This is a genomic window from Streptomyces katrae, assembly GCF_000717655.1.
In the GTDB taxonomy this organism is placed as follows: domain Bacteria; phylum Actinomycetota; class Actinomycetes; order Streptomycetales; family Streptomycetaceae; genus Streptomyces; species Streptomyces katrae_B.
In genome coordinates this window covers 121,678-136,624 of the sequence record NZ_JNZY01000009.1, presented here as the reverse complement: position 1 = coordinate 136,624, position 14,947 = coordinate 121,678, and the positions used below count along the sequence as shown (strand labels likewise).

11 protein-coding genes and 1 pseudogene are annotated in these 14,947 nt (G+C 71.6%); 6 read left to right on the top strand and 6 right to left on the bottom strand.

What is annotated here, in order from left to right; translation table 11 throughout:
• The first annotated feature begins 253 nt into the window (after positions 1 to 253).
• The 3 genes from IF09_RS0113325 (at position 254) to IF09_RS0113315 (ending at position 2,855) form a co-directional block, all read left to right on the top strand.
• The gene (locus tag IF09_RS0113325; RefSeq protein WP_030295209.1) at positions 254 to 892 is read left to right on the top strand and encodes a DUF6230 family protein; all 639 of its coding nucleotides are present in this window, start codon (positions 254 to 256) and stop codon (positions 890 to 892) included.
• Between the two features lie 114 nt (positions 893 to 1,006).
• Positions 1,007 to 1,588: a DUF6114 domain-containing protein gene (locus tag IF09_RS0113320; RefSeq protein ID WP_030295206.1), complete on the top strand. Its 582-nt coding sequence runs from the start codon at positions 1,007 to 1,009 to the stop codon at positions 1,586 to 1,588.
• Complete coding sequence (locus IF09_RS0113315; protein WP_030295203.1) at positions 1,578 to 2,855, top strand: hypothetical protein; 1,278 nt, start codon at positions 1,578 to 1,580, stop codon at positions 2,853 to 2,855. Before IF09_RS0113320 ends, IF09_RS0113315 begins: the two co-directional genes overlap by 11 nt.
• Before the next feature lie 127 nt (positions 2,856 to 2,982).
• Here IF09_RS0113315 and pyk read toward each other — a convergent pair whose 3' ends face one another.
• From pyk to pta, 3 genes are all read right to left on the bottom strand, one after another.
• A complete protein-coding gene (gene pyk / locus IF09_RS0113310) occupies positions 2,983 to 4,413 on the bottom strand; it encodes a pyruvate kinase (RefSeq protein WP_030295201.1) in 1,431 nt (476 codons plus the stop codon).
• Positions 4,414 to 4,474: 61 nt separating this feature from the next.
• Complete coding sequence (locus IF09_RS0113305; protein WP_030295199.1) at positions 4,475 to 5,692, bottom strand: acetate kinase; 1,218 nt, start codon at positions 5,690 to 5,692, stop codon at positions 4,475 to 4,477.
• Positions 5,693 to 5,769: 77 nt separating this feature from the next.
• Positions 5,770 to 7,854 (bottom strand): phosphate acetyltransferase, encoded by a 2,085-nt coding sequence (gene pta, locus IF09_RS0113300; protein WP_030295198.1) that lies wholly within the window; start codon positions 7,852 to 7,854, stop codon positions 5,770 to 5,772.
• A 309-nt stretch (positions 7,855 to 8,163) separates the two neighbouring features.
• Here pta and IF09_RS0113295 point away from each other — a divergent pair, with 309 nt between their 5' ends.
• The gene (locus IF09_RS0113295) at positions 8,164 to 9,189 is read left to right on the top strand and encodes an ATP-dependent 6-phosphofructokinase (RefSeq protein WP_030295196.1); all 1,026 of its coding nucleotides are present in this window, start codon (positions 8,164 to 8,166) and stop codon (positions 9,187 to 9,189) included.
• A gap of 35 nt (positions 9,190 to 9,224) precedes the next feature.
• On the opposite strand, the gene IF09_RS0113290 is transcribed toward IF09_RS0113295, so the two are convergent.
• Entirely contained in the window at positions 9,225 to 9,908 is a 684-nt protein-coding gene (locus tag IF09_RS0113290) for a helix-turn-helix domain-containing protein (protein ID WP_199920433.1), read from the bottom strand.
• Positions 9,909 to 10,267: 359 nt separating this feature from the next.
• Between IF09_RS0113290 and IF09_RS40150 the strand changes: the two are divergent.
• A pseudogene (locus IF09_RS40150) lies at positions 10,268 to 10,691 on the top strand (MerR family transcriptional regulator).
• Positions 10,692 to 10,708: 17 nt separating this feature from the next.
• Positions 10,709 to 11,065: a thioredoxin family protein gene (locus IF09_RS0113280; RefSeq protein WP_030295193.1), complete on the top strand. Its 357-nt coding sequence runs from the start codon at positions 10,709 to 10,711 to the stop codon at positions 11,063 to 11,065.
• On the opposite strand, the gene glgB is transcribed toward IF09_RS0113280, so the two are convergent.
• Both glgB and IF09_RS0113270 read right to left on the bottom strand, forming a co-directional pair.
• Entirely contained in the window at positions 11,055 to 13,382 is a 2,328-nt protein-coding gene (gene glgB, locus IF09_RS0113275; protein ID WP_078613222.1) for a 1,4-alpha-glucan branching enzyme, read from the bottom strand. The genes IF09_RS0113280 and glgB overlap by 11 nt on opposite strands.
• Positions 13,379 to 14,902, bottom strand: a complete 1,524-nt coding sequence (locus IF09_RS0113270; RefSeq protein WP_063607370.1) for a maltokinase N-terminal cap-like domain-containing protein — start codon at positions 14,900 to 14,902, stop codon at positions 13,379 to 13,381. Before IF09_RS0113270 ends, glgB begins: the two co-directional genes overlap by 4 nt.
• Between the last annotated feature and the right edge of the window lie 45 nt (positions 14,903 to 14,947).

Sequence of the window (14,947 nt, the reverse complement as noted above, 5' to 3'; positions counted from 1 at the left end):
CACCGGGCCGGCCGGTGGCAGTGGCACCGGCCGTGGGACAGGGGGGTCTTCGCCACACCGGCGGAGCCTGTCCTCCTGGTTGCGCGAACGCGTGACCCAGTGGTTGTCGCTCGGGGGTGAACGCCGGTGTACCGGACGCGGCTCTGTCGCGGCTCGGCCGCCTGCGCTCCTTCCCGAGGACGTAGCACTTCTCCCATCCCAGGACGGGTACGGCCCGGACCGGAGATGTACGTCCGAGAAGGAGGAACGAATAATGAGTTCTCAGGTTCGTGGCGGGACCAGATGGAAGCGCTTCGCGCTCGTCATGGTGCCGAGCATCGCGGCAACCGCCGCGGTCGGTGTGGGTCTGGCGCAGGGTGCCCTCGCGGCGTCCTTCAGCGTCTCCGGCCAGGACTTCAAGGTCTCGGCCGACAAGCTCGACGGTGACAACCTCATTCAGTACGGCGGTATCGCCGAGGGTCACGATCTCAAGGGCAACGCTGCGCACCACCCGGTCACCATCTCCGGGTTCAGCCACGCCGAGATCACCAACATGTGCCAGTCGCTGGTGACCCCGACCCCGCTGGGCAACATCACGCTGCAGCTGCGGACGGGCCACAAGGGCAAGCCGGCCGTCGCCGACAACATCTACCTGGATGTTGCGGAGCTCGACACCGACGCCGAGTTCAAGAACCTGGACATCGGTGTCGCCGTGGGCGACTCGAGCCACAAGACCAAGCCGCAGGCCGGTACGGTCGCGAGCCCCTACGCGTTCTCCCAGCGCGCCGACAAGGCGATCCTGACGAACGTGCGCCAGAAGGCGTGGGCGACGACGGCGGGCACGTTCAAGCTGCCCGACCTCAAGCTGCGCCTGCTCGGCGGCGACCAGCCGTGCTACCAGGACGAGAAGTAATCCGTCCCGGAGCGTGACCGGAGGGGCGGTCGGCGCCGGCTGCAGCCGATTCCGCCCGCCCGTCCGGGGCTCCACCTAGTTCTCCGTACCACCGTTTCCAGGGAGCTGTAGTCCATGAACCACCAGGCCCCGGTCTACGTTCGCCGCTCCGATGATGCTCTGCTCACCGTGGCGTATTACCACTTCTACGCCTGGCGCGGCCGCCGCCCCTTCTGGGCAGGCCTGTTCATGCTCCTCGGTGGTGTCCCGATCGTGTACTTCCCGTACGCGGACATGCGATTGGGCAACGTCACTCTCGCGATGGCGACGACGACCGGATCCGGCTCGCTGATCATCGGCATCCTGCTGATGACGCTGGGCCTGGCCCTCTGGTTCCAGCAGAGCATCCGCGTCTTCGCCGGGGTCGCCTCGATCCTGCTGGCCCTGGTGTCCCTGCCGGTGTCCAACCTCGGCGGGTTCTTCCTGGGCTTCATCTTCTCCATGGTCGGCGGCGCCCTCGCACTGTCGTGGGTTCCCGGCAGCACGGAGGGAGAGGCCGCCGTCCCGGACGACGGCACGGGCAAGTCGGCGGCGATGGCGGACAACCGCCAGGATATCCCGGGCATTTCAGGCATCCCGGCGCCCCGTGAGACGGAAACGGCATACGCGAGCGAGACGACTGCCCACGCCGATGGCGGGAGGAACAGTGCGGGGTGACGAGACGCAGCGGGGCGTGGCCCCGAGCGCAGAGTCCCGTGAAAGAAGGGGCCCGCGGCACGCCGCGCCCCGGAAGTCGCTGCTGAACAAGATCCAGATACCCGTCGGCAAGACGATGGCGCTGGCGGCCATGCCCACCGCGGTCTTCGTCGGAATGGGCGTGGCCCCGAAGCTGGCCCTCGCCGACGACCAGGAGATCCCCTTCGCGCCCGGCCCGTGTGTGACGCGGTCCGACGCACCCGCGGAGTCGGCCTCTCCGAGCCCCTCCACGTCGCCCTCGCCGAGTTCGTCGCCCACCGCGACCCCCTCGCCCGGTGCGTCCAAGGCCCCGGCGCCCGGCGTCACCCCGCCGGCCCCGAAGCCTTCCGCCAGCAAGCCGGCCGGTCCCACCACCGCGTCGAAGCAGACCGAGCCGTCGGCCCCGGCCGCCGCGCCGTCCGCGTCCAAGACCCCGAACCCGCTGGACCCGCTGGGCGTCGGAGACGCGCTCAAGGGCATCGTCGACGGGATCACCAAGCCGCTCGAGACAGCGAAGCCGTCGGCGACCCCGACGCCCACGCCGTCCACGACCGCCACGGCGACGCCGACTCCGGCCAAGCCCGCACCGGACCCGGCCGCGGACGCGATCCGCGACGCGGCGAAGAAGGCCGGCGTCGACGTCAAGGAGCTGTCGCAGGACGTCAAGGACACCGCGGCGAATCCGAAGGACGAGACGGGCGCGACGGCGGACGAGGACAAGCCGAAGCCCGAGGAGACGAAGGACGCGGACGGGAAGCAACCCTTCCCCTGCCCGACGTACGACGCCAAGGCGCTGGCCGACGCCGAGCTGGAGCCGGGCATCCCGCTCCTGCCGGACGAGCCCTGGTACCTCGACAGCTCGCTGCTGACCCTCTACGGCCTGGACTACCACGGCATCGTCGAGGTGAAGACGGCCGGCGGCAAGACGAAGAAGGTCCTGAAGTTCACGGCGGACTCGCTGGACATCAAGGACCTCTACCAGACGGTCGGCAAGAGCGGGAACGTCGCCCACCTGAAGTCCCGCTCCGGCTCCACGTCCAAGATCCGCGGCGGCACGGTGACGATGTACACCGAGAGCCTCAAGGGGAACCTGTTCGGCCTGATCCCGATCGAGTTCACCCCGAACAGCCCGCCGCCCCTGAACGTCCCGTTCGCGTTCTTCACGAACGTCAAGGTCGTCCAGGCCGGCCAGTTCGGCGGCACGCTCACCGTCCCGGGCCTCAAGAACTACATGGGCCCGCCGGAGTAGTCCCGTACGGGGCAGTCCCGTACGGCCCCGCGCACCGCGTGCACGCACCGAGGGCGGCACCCCGGATCCCTCCTGGGATCGGGGTGCCGCCCTCGGTCTCTGTGCGGCAGAGTCACACCGTACGGTGTCAGCCCTGGGACTGGCCGCCCAGGTGGTGGACGCGGACCATGTTGGTCGTGCCCGGGACGCCGGGGGGCGAGCCGGCGGTGATGACCATGGTGTCGCCCTCGTTGTAGCGGCCCAGCTTCAGCAGCTCGCCGTCCACCAGGTCGACCATCGCGTCGGTGGTGTCCACGTGCGGGACGATGTAGGACTCGACGCCCCAGCTCAGCGTGAGCTGGTTGCGGGTGTTCACGTCGGTGGTGAAGGCCAGGATCGGCTGGGTCACGCGGTAGCGCGACAGGCGGCGGGCCGTGTCGCCGGACTGGGTGAAGGCGATGAGTGCCTTGCCGTCGAGGAAGTCCGCGATCTCGCAGGCCGCGCGGGCGACGGAGCCGCCCTGGGTACGGGGCTTCTTGCCCGGGACCAGCGGCTGGAGGCCCTTGGAGAGGAGCTCCTCCTCGGCCGCCGTGACGATCTTCGACATCGTCTTGACGGTCTCGATCGGGTAGGCGCCCACCGAGGACTCGGCCGACAGCATGACCGCGTCCGCGCCGTCGAGGATCGCGTTGGCGACGTCGGACGCCTCCGCGCGCGTCGGGCGCGAGTTGGTGATCATCGACTCCATCATCTGGGTCGCGACGATCACCGGCTTGGCGTTGCGGCGGCACATCTCGATGAGCCGCTTCTGGACCATCGGGACCTTCTCGAGCGGGTACTCGACGGCCAGGTCGCCACGGGCCACCATGACCGCGTCGAAGGCGTCGACCACGGCCGCCATGTTCTCGACGGCCTGCGGCTTCTCCACCTTGGCGATGACGGGGACCCGGCGGCCCTCCTCGTCCATGACCTTGTGGACGTCCTTGACGTCGTTGGCGTCGCGGACGAAGGACAGGGCGACCATGTCGCAGCCCATCCGCAGGGCGAAGCGGAGGTCGTCGACGTCCTTCTCCGACAGGGCGGGGACGTTCACGGCGGCACCCGGCAGATTGATGCCCTTGTGGTCCGAGATGACACCGCCCTCGATGACGATGGTCCTGACCCGCGGGCCTTCGACCTCGATCACCCGCAGCTCGACGTTGCCGTCGTTGATCAGGACCTGGTCGCCCTTGGTCACGTCGCCCGGCAGGCCCTTGTAGGTGGTGCCGCAGATGGACTTGTCACCCGGGACGTCTTCGGTGGTGATGGTGAACTCGTCACCGCGCACCAGCTCGACGGGACCCTCGGCGAAGGTCTCCAGACGGATCTTGGGACCCTGGAGGTCGGCGAGGACGCCGACCGCGCGCCCGGTGTCCTCGGAGACCTTCCGGACGCGGTCGTACCGCTCCTGGTGTTCTGCCTGGGATCCGTGGCTGAAGTTGAATCGGGCCACGTTCATACCTGCCTCGATGAGCGCTTTCAGCTGCTCATACGAGTCGACGGCGGGGCCCAGCGTGCAGACGATTTTGGAACGGCGCATGACTGGATCCTATCGGTTTGTTTCGTAGCGGAATATTCCGTCTGGTGGAAAGTCCAAGTGACTACTGAGTAACCAGCGCGTACGCCTGGGTGGCGATCTCCAGTTCCTCATCCGTCGGGACCACGGCCACCGCCACCCGCGCGTGCTCGGGCGACACCAGCCGCGGCTCCGGGGAGCGCACGGCATTGGCCTCCGGGTCCAGGGCGAGCCCCAGTTCCGCGAGGCCCTCCACCGCAGCTTCCCGGACCTGGGGCGCGTTCTCGCCGACCCCGGCCGTGAAAACCACCGCGTCCACCCGGCCGAGCACCGCCGAGTAGGCGCCGATGTACTTCTTCAGGCGGTGGACGTACGCCGCGAAGGCCAGCCGCGCCGACTCGTCGCCCTCGCCCGCCCGCCGCAGCACCTCGCGCATGTCGTTGTCGCCGCACAGGCCCAGCAGACCGCTCTTCTTGTTCAGGAGCGAATCGATCTCATCCACCGAGAAGCCGCCCACCCGCGCCAGGTGGAAGACGACCGCCGGATCCAGGTCGCCCGAACGGGTGCCCATGACCAGACCCTCCAGCGGGGTCAGGCCCATGGACGTCTCCACGCACACCCCGCCCCGGACCGCCGAGGCCGAGGCCCCGTTGCCCAGGTGCAGCACGATCACGTTCACGTCCTCCACCGGCCGGCGAAGCAGCCCCGCCGCCGCCCGCGAGACGTACGCGTGGGAGGTCCCGTGGAACCCGTACCGCCGGATGGCGTACTTGTCCGCCGTCGCGGCGTCGATCGCGTACCGCGCCACGTACTCCGGCATCGTCGAGTGGAACGCCGTGTCGAACACCGCCACCTGCGGGAGGTCCGCGCGCAGCGCGCGGGCCACCTCGATGCCGGTGACGTTCGCCGGGTTGTGCAGCGGGGCCAGCGGGATCAGGCTCCGGATCTCCGCCAGCACCTCGTCGTCGATCACCGTCGGCTGCGTGAACCGGGTCCCGCCGTGCACCACCCGGTGCCCGACGGCGGCCAGCTCGGGGGAGTCCAGGCCCAGCCCGTCGGCGGCGAGCTCCGCCGCGACGGCCCGGAGCGCGGCCCCGTGGTCCGCGATCGCGCCGATCCGCTCGCGCTTGCCGCCCCCGGCGCCCGGACCGGTGAGCGCCTCGTGCACGAGGCGCGAGGTCTCTTCCCCTATCCGTTCCACCAGGCCGACGGCGAGGCGGGCGGAGTCCGCCATGTCGAGCAGCTGGTACTTCAGCGACGAGGAGCCGGAGTTGAGCACGAGTACGCGCGATGCGGTGGTCACGATGAGGGTCTTTCCTTCGGGATGGGGCCCGGCGGTGGCGGGCCGGGCGGGCCGGGGCCCTGCGGGTCGTGCGCGGATCAGGCCGTGGGGACCGGCGTGCCCTGGGCCTGGATCGCGGTGATCGCCACGGTGGTGACGATGTCCTGCACCAGCGCGCCGCGCGAGAGGTCGTTGACCGGCTTGCGCAGCCCCTGGAGCACCGGGCCGACCGCGACGGCACCCGCCGAGCGCTGTACGGCCTTGTACGTGTTGTTGCCCGTGTTGAGGTCGGGGAAGATCAGCACGCTCGCCCGGCCGGCCACGTCGGAACCGGGCAGCTTGGTCGCGGCGACCGAGGGCTCTACGGCCGCGTCGTACTGGATCGGGCCCTCGACGGCCAGGTCGGGGCGCTGCTCGCGGACGATCTCGGTGGCCTTGCGGACCTTGTCCACGTCCGCGCCGGAGCCCGAGGTGCCGGTCGAGTACGAGAGCATCGCGATCCGCGGCTCGACGCCGAAGGCGGCCGCGGTCGCCGCCGACTGGATGGCGATGTCGGCGAGCTGCTCGGCGCCCGGGTCCGGGTTGACCGCGCAGTCGCCGTAGACGAGGACCTGGTCGGCGAGGCACATGAAGAAGACCGAGGAGACGATCGAGGCGTCGGGCTTCGTCTTGATGATCTCGAACGCGGGCCGGATGGTCGCGGCGGTGGAGTGCACCGAGCCCGAGACCATGCCGTCGGCGAGGCCCTCCTGGACCATCAGGGTGCCGAAGTAGTTGACGTCGGTGACCACGTCGAGGGCCAGCTCGACGGTCATGCCCTTGTGGGCGCGGGCCTGGGCGTAGAACTCGGCGAAACGTTCCCGCAGCGGGGAGGCCGCCGGGTCGATGAGCTGCGCGCCGGAGATGTCGAGGCCCAGGTCGGCGGCCTTCTTCAGGATCGCCTGCTCCTCGCCGAGCAGGGTCAGGTCGCAGACCCCGCGGCGCAGCACCACGTCCGCGGCACGCAGCACGCGCTCCTCGCCGCCCTCGGGCAGCACCACGCGGCGGCGCTCGGAGCGGGCCCGCTCCAGCAGCTCGTGCTCGAACATCATCGGCGTGACCCGCTCGGAGCGGGCCACCGACAGCAGTCCTCGCAGCTCGGCGGTGTCCACGTGCCGCTCGAACAGGCCGAGCGCGGTCTCCAGCTTGCGCGGGGTCGCGGAGTTCAACCGGCTCTGCAGCGAGAACAGTTCGGCGGCCGTCGGGAAGCTGTTGCCGGCCACCGAGACCACCGGGGTGCCCGGCGCCAGCTTCGAGGCCAGCGTCAGGATGGCGGGGCCCGGACGCTCGTTCAGCGTCAGCAGCACGCCGGCGATGGGCGGGGTACCCGAGGCGTGCGCGGCCAGCGCCCCGATGACCAGGTCGGCACGGTCCCCGGGGGTGACGACCAGGCAGCCGGGGGTCAGGGCGTTCAGGAAGTTCGGCAGCATGGCGCCGCCGAAGACGAAGTCCACGGCGTCCCGGGCCAGCCCGGCGCCGTCGCCGAGGAGCACCTCGCCGCCGAGCGCCCGGGTGATCTGGGCGACGGTCGGGGCGGAGAGCGACTTGTCGTCCGGCAGCACGTAGCAGGGGACCGGCAGGCGGGCGGCCAGCCGCTCGGCTATGGCGTCCCGGTCCTCGGCGGCCACCCGGTTGACCACCATCGCGACGACGTGGCAGCCCAGGCTCTCGTACGCGCGGAAGGCGCTCTGGGCCTCGGCGCGCACGGCCTCGGCGGGCTGCTTGGTGCCGCCGACGACGGGCACCATCACGGCCCCCAGCTCGTTGGCGAGGCGGGCGTTCAGCGCCAGCTCGTCGGGGAGGTTGGTATCGGCGTAGTCGGTGCCGAGGACGAGCATGACCTCGTAGTCGCGGGCCACCCGGTGGTAGCCGTCCACCAGGCGGGACACGAGCTCGTCGGTGCCCTTCTCGGCCAGGATGGCGGAGGCCTCGTGGTACTCCATGCCGTACGCCGCCCGGGCGTCCTGGTCGATCCGGTAGCGGGCCTTGAGGAGGTCGAAGAGCCGGTCCGGTGCGTCGTGCAGCAACGGGCGGTAGACGCCGACCCGCGCCGTCTGCCGGGTCAGCAGCTCCATGATCCCCAGCTCGACGACCTGCCGGCCGTCCCCCCGCTCGATACCGGTCACGTACACGCTGCGCGTCACGCGTGCTCTCCGTCCCATGGTCTGGATGTGGGTGCCGCCCGCCGGGCCGGCGGGCGGATCCGAGTCGATTTTCCCCGATGGGGTGGGCCTGACCTCTTGACAATACCCCGGCGGGCAGATAGGGCGCCCGCCGAGGTATGGCCTGTCGGGACGGGCCGAAAGGCCTGGTCGGCGGAGCGCCACAGGACGCGCCGCATCCCCGGCCCGTGGAACAATCGGACAGGGCTTCACCAATACGCCCTTCAGATGTACGGCCGTCCGCCCGCACGCGAACGGCCCGGTACGACCAGGAGCAGGAGACACAGCACGATGCGTATCGGAGTTCTCACCGCAGGCGGCGACTGCCCGGGCCTGAACGCTGTCATCCGTTCGGTCGTGCACCGCGCCGTGGTCGGCCACGGCGACGAAGTCATCGGCTTCGAGGACGGCTTCAAGGGCCTCCTGGACGGCCACCACCGGCCCCTCGACATCAACGCCGTCAGCGGCATCCTCGCCCGCGGCGGCACCATCCTCGGCTCGGCCCGCATGGAGCGCGCACGGCTGCACGAAGCCGCCGAGAACGCGCAGGAATTGGCGACGCGCTACGGCATCGACGCCCTCATCCCGATCGGCGGCGAGGGCACCCTGACCGCCGCCCGGATGCTGTCGGACGCCGGGATGCCGGTCGTGGGCGTGCCGAAGACCATCGACAACGACATCTCCTCCACCGACCGCACCTTCGGTTTCGACACCGCCGTCATGGTCGCCACCGAGGCCATCGACCGCCTCAAGACCACCGCCGAATCGCACCAGCGCGTGATGGTCGTCGAGGTCATGGGCCGGCACGCGGGCTGGATCGCCCTGGAGTCCGGCATGGCCGGCGGCGCCCACGGGATCTGCCTGCCGGAGCGCCCCTTCGAGGTGGACGACCTGGTGAAGATGGTGGAAGAACGATTCTCCCGCGGTAAGAAGTTCGCCGTCATCTGCGTCGCCGAGGGTGCGCACCCCGCCGAGGGCTCCATGCCGTACGAGCGCGGCGCGATCGACGCCTACGGCCACGAGCGCTTCGCCGGCATCGGAAACCGCCTCGCCACCGAGCTGGAGCACCGCCTCGGCAAGGAGGCCCGCCCGGTCATCCTCGGCCACGTCCAGCGCGGCGGTGTCCCCACCGCGTACGACCGGGTCCTGGCCACCCGCTTCGGCTGGCACGCCGTGGAGGCCGTCCACCGTGGCGACTTCGGCAACATGACCGCCCTGCGCGGCACCGACATCGTGATGGCCCCGCTGGCCCAGGCGGTCACCGAACTGAAGACGGTCCCGGAGGGCCGCATGTACGAGGCCGAGTCCGTCTTCTGACCCGCCCCGCGTACGCGCAGACGGCAGGACACCCCCTAGCGGGCGCCGCCCGCGAAGGCCCAGAAGTGGGCGACGATGTCGGCCAGGAACTCCCGGCCGGCGTCCCCCGCACCTGCCGCGCCCGAGGCGCCGCCCCAGCTCAAGGTGGCCACCATTTTCGACTGGTAGTCCGCGTGCAGCCGCTCCAGCACCGGCTCCAGGTGCTGCTTCGGCACCGGGAGCAGTTTGGCCAGCGGCTTCACGTACGCCTGCCAGCGCGTGGTCACCGCATTGCGCAGCAGCTCGGCGAGCTCGTCCTGCTTGCCGGTCGCCGCCACGAACTGGGCCAGCGAAAGCCCGAGCACCTGCGCCAGGGCCACGGACTGCCGTTCGTTGCCCTTCCAGCGCCCGGTGTCCTCCATCTTCTGGTACGCGGTCGTCTCCAGCCCGATCCGCCGGGCCAGCTCGTCCGCGGCCAGGCCGCGGGCCATCCGGTGCTCCCGCAAGGTCACGGGCTCCGCGAGCAGCTCGCCGGGGGCGCACCAGAGCACGCCCGCGAGCGCCGTGAGCTCCGCGGAATTCGGCGATATCTCGCCACGCTCCCAGGCCATCACGGTCTCGGGCTCGACGATCAGTCCGTACTGGGCACGCAGGCCATAGGCGACATGACCGGGAGCCATGCCCAGGGCTGCGCGGAGGCGACGCGCTGCGGGGGCATTGAAGGGAGGGCTGGAGTGCACAGGGCACACCGTAGGAGTGCCCAAGGCTTGGCGACTACAGACCGTTCAAACAAGCCCAGAACTCGTAGGAACGTCCTATGAAGTTCGACGCTTTGGCCGGGTTTCCCGGCGACCGTCCGGTAATCGGATCATTTCTAGATCCATTGGCAAGCGTACGGTTCCGGCCTGCCGTTGCGATACCCCTGCGCACGATCTCCACCGATCTCCACGCGATCTCCCGCACCTCCCCTGAACCGCCCTCCGGCCCGGTGCGTGATCCATGGCGGGGGCCCTCGCATACGGGGGTGGCGAGGGCCCCGGCCCCTCACCCCGAAGCCGCTCCTTGCCTTGACGCCGGCGTCAAGGACTACCGTCGGCGCATGCGCATCGGCGAACTGGCGGAGCAGGCGGGGACCACCACGCGGACCCTGCGGTACTACGAGTCGCGCGGACTGCTGCCCGCGCGCCGCACGGACAACGGCTACCGCACCTACGACGGGGACGACCTGCGGCTGCTGCGCCAGATCCGCATGCTCCAGGACTTCGGCTTCGAACTGGAGGAGACGCGCCCGTTCGTCGACTGCCTGCGCGCCGGCCATCCCGCGGGGGACTCTCCCCCAGCTACCGCTGGGAGGTGCCCCCAGTCCCGCGTCCCTGGCGGTGTACCGGCGCAAGCTCGCCGAACTCGACGGGCTGATCGGCCAGCTGGCCGACGTACGGGAGCAGGTCGCACGGCAGCTCACCGCCGCCGAGGAGGCCGCCGGCGAGGCGGCATCGCCGCGCTGTGAAATGACCGGACCGTGAGAAGGGGAAGGGAAGAGATGATCCACGCCAAGGGTGTCGCCGAAGTGACCGACCTGGACTTCGAGGCGGAGGTGCTCGGCGAGCGGGGCCGGCCCGTCCTCGTGGAGTTCACCGCGGACTGGTGCGGGCCCTGCCGGCAGCTCGCGCCCGTGCTGTCCGCCGTCGCAACCGAGCAGGCCGGCCGCCTCAAGGTCGTGCAGATCGACGCGGACGGCAACCCCGCCACCGTCGTCCGGTACGGGGTGCTGTCCATGCCGACCCTGCTCGTCTTCCGTGACGGCGAGCCCGTCAAGCAGATGGTCGGCGCCCGGGCCAAGCGCAAGCTGCTTCAGGAGCTCGAGGAGGTCACCGGGGTCAGCGGCGTCACGGCCTGAGCCAGACCGTCGCCAGGGGCGGGAGGGTCATGCGCAGGCTCGCCGGACGGCCCTGCGCGGGCACGGGCTCGGGCCGCAGGGGCTGCAGATGGCGCACGCCGCTGCCGCCGTACTGCTCCAGGTCCGTGTTCAGGACCTCCCGCCACCACGGCACCTCCTCCGGGACGCCGATCCGGTAGCCGTGCCGCACCACCGGCGAGAAGTTCGACACGCACAGCAGCGGCGAGCCGTCCTGCGCGTAGCGCAGGAACGCGAAGACGTTGTCCTCCGCCGCGTCCGCTTCCACCCAGGCGAAGCCCTCCGGCACCGTGTCCTGCTCCCACAGCGCGGGCGCCGCCGCGTACGTGTGGTTCAGGTCGCGCACGAGGTCGCGTACGCCCCGGTGGTCGCCGGCCGCCGAGTACGAGGAGTCCAGCAGCCACCAGTCCGGCCCGTGCGACTCCGACCACTCCGAGCCCTGGGCGAACTCCTGCCCCATGAACAGCAGTTGCTTGCCGGGGTGGGCCCACATGAAGCCCAGGTACGCGCGGTGTATGGCCCGCTGCTGCCACCAGTCCCCGGGGATCTTCGACACCAGCGAGCCCTTGCCGTGCACCACCTCGTCGTGCGAGATCGGCAGCACGTAGTTCTCGCTGTACGCGTAGATCATCCCGAACGTCATGTCATGGTGGTGGTACTTGCGGTGCACCGGATCCTTCGTCGCGTACCGCAGGGTGTCGTGCATCCAGCCCATGTTCCACTTCAGCCCGAAGCCGAGCCCGCCCGCGTCCGTCGGCCGGGTCACGCCCTCCCAGGCCGTGGACTCCTCGGCGATCGTCACCACGCCCGGACAGCGCCGGTACACCGTCGCGTTCATCTCCTGGAGCAGCGCCACCGCGTCCCAGTTCTCCCGCCCGCCGTGCTCGTTCGGCGCCCACTCGCCTTCGCCCCGCGAGTAGTCCAGGTAGAGCATCGAGGCCACCGCGTCCACCCGCAGCCCGTCCACGTGGAACTCCTGGCACCAGTACACGGCGTTGGCGACGAGGAAGTTGCGGACCTCCTTGCGGCCGTAGTCGAACTCCAGCGTCCCCCAGTCCGGGTGCGCGGCCCGCCGCGGGTCGTGGTGTTCGTACAGCGGCCGCCCGTCGAACTCCGCGAGCGCCCAGTCGTCGCGCGGGAAGTGCGCGGGCACCCAGTCGACGATCACTCCGATCCCCGCCCGGTGCAGCGCGTCCACCAGCATCCGGAAATCGTCCGGGCTGCCCATTCTCGACGTCGGCGCGTAGAACCCGGTCACCTGGTAGCCCCACGAGCCGCCGAAGGGGTGCTCGGCGACCGGCATGAACTCCACGTGCGTGAAGCCGAGCTCCTGCACGTACGGCGGGAGCTGCTCGGCCAGCTGCCGGTACGAGAGTCCCGGCCGCCAGGACGCCAGGTGCAGCTCGTACACCGAGAACGGTGCCTGGTGCGTGGGGCGGGCGCCGCGCCGCGCCATCCACTCCGCGTCCTGCCACTCGTACCGGGACGCGGTCACCACCGAGGCGGTGGCCGGCGGGACCTCCGTGTGCCGGGCCATCGGGTCGGCGCGCAGGGTGTGGCTGCCGTCCGGGCGGGTGATGTCGTACTTGTAGAGCGTGCCCTCGCCCACTCCCGGCAGGAACAGCTCCCACACCCCGGAGGCGCCCAGCGAGCGCATCGGGTAGGCGACCGGGTCCCAGTACGAGAAGTCCCCGGTGACCCGCACCCCCTGGGCGTTCGGCGCCCACACCGTGAACCGGGTGCCGGCCACGCCCTGGTGCTCCATCGGGCGGGCCCCGAGCGCCGTCCACAGCTCCTCGTGCCGTCCCTCGCCGATCAGGTGCAGGTCCAGCTCGCCGACCGCGGGCAGGAACCGGTACGGGTCGTGCACCTCGAGCTCGTCGCCGTCGTACGTGACCAGCAGCCGGTAGTCCGGCACGCCGGTCAGCGGCAGCAGCCCCGAGAACAGCCCGTCGCCGTCGTCGAGGAGCTGGGCCCGCAGCCCCTTGGCGACGACCGTGACCGACTTGGCGTACGGGCGCAGCATGCGGAAGACCACTCCGTCCCGCCGGGTCCGGGCGCCCAGCACCCCGTGCGGGTCGTGGTGGCGGCCCTCCAGCAGCCGGGCCCGTTCCTCGGCGCCGAGCGGGGGCGCCGGCCGCACCCCGTGCGCGGGAGCCCGCCGGGCGCGCGGTGTCTGGGCCTTGCGCGGCGCGGCCGCGGCCGGTGCTCCGCGGTCCTGGGCGGCGGCCGGAGCAGGAGCCTTGGCCGGGGCCGCGGACGGCGGGGTGGTGGACGGTGACTGACGGGCGGGGCTCACGTGTGCGGCCTCCTAGGCGGCTGCGGGCGGGGGTGGGGGGAGAGCGAGGAGAAGCCTTCGCCGGGGCCGGGCCCGGCGCCCGGGCCGGGGCCCGCGGCGGCGCCGGGGCCGGGCCGGTGGGACTGCCCCGGGCGGGCTGTGGACCCCGGGCCCGGCAGCGCCCGGCCGAATCCCCGCTCCGCGCCGGAGGCGAGCCGCCGGATCGCGGCCATGGGGACGTGCAGCCAGTCGGGGCGGTGGCGGGACTCGTAACGCGCTTCGTACACCGCCTTGTCGGTCTCGTAAGCGCGCAGCAGTACGGGGTCCTCGCGCGGGTCGCGGCCGGTGGTGCGGGCGTAGCCCTCGCAGAAGGCGGCCCGGCATGCGTCCGCCCAGGCGGGGGCGAAGGGGCGGTGGGAGCGGGCCGCGTAGTCGAACGAGCGCAGTATCCCGGCGATGTCGCGCACGGCGGGTTCGGGGCGGCGGCGGTCGGCCAGCGGCCGGGCCGGCTCGCCCTCGAAGTCGATCAGCGCCCAGCTGCCGTCGGCGGTCCGCAGCGTCTGGCCCAGGTGCAGGTCCCCGTGGATCCGCTGGGCGGGCACCCCGGCCCCGCGGGAGGCGGCCAGCGCGTCGAACGCCCCGCGCAGCCCGGCCTCGTAGGGCCGCAGCGCGGGCACCTCGCGGGCGGTTGCCGCCAGCCGGGCCGTCATCCCGGAGGCGAGCCGGGCGGTCTGCTCCGGGCCCAGCGCGACCGTGGGCAGGGCGGCGGCCAGCGCACTGTGCACCTCGGCGGTGGCCCGGCCCAGCGCATGCGCCTCGGCGGTGAAGTCGGCCCCGGCGCCGAGCCGGCGCAGCGCGAGCTGCCAGCCGTCGTCGGAGCCGCGCAGATAGGGCTGGAGCACGCCCAGGGTCAGCGGCTCCGCGCCGGGCAGCTCGGCCTCGTACCAGGCGACCGGCGCGGGCACGCGGGCGCATCCGGCGGCGGCCAGCGCCCGGGGCAGCTCCAGGTCCGGATTGACCCCCGGGCCGACCCGGCGGAACACCTTCAGGATGTGTGAATCCCCGTAGATGAGCGAGGAGTTGGTCTGTTCCCCGGACAGAGGCCGGGGGGTGAGCGCCGCCGGGATCAGCGCCATCGGGTCGCGGTCGAACCGCAGAGGGCCGAGGGTGCCGGGTGCGCGCAATCGTTCCAGCAGCAGGGCCGCCAGCCGCGGGTCACCCAGACCCTCGTACACGTACTGGCCGGCGTACGGGCCCTGCTCGGCGCGCCCGATCAGGGCGGGCGCCAGGGCCGGCGGCAGCGCGGGGCGGACGCCGAGCAGCAGTTGGTAGCAGTCGCCGTCGACGTCGAGGAGCAGGTGGACCAGCCGGGGGGAGGACCCCGGCGGCAGCAGATCGGCCGCCGAGATCATCCGGAGCCGGCCGATGCGCCGGCCCTTGCCGGCGAACCAGCGCTGGACCGGCAGCCAGTCCCGCAGCATCGGCTCCAGCGGACTGAGTCCGGTCGTGCTCGTCGTCCCGGCGGATGCAGCCTCCGACATGGCGTCGCGTCCTTTCCCCGGGCCGTCACAGAATGCGGAGAGTGT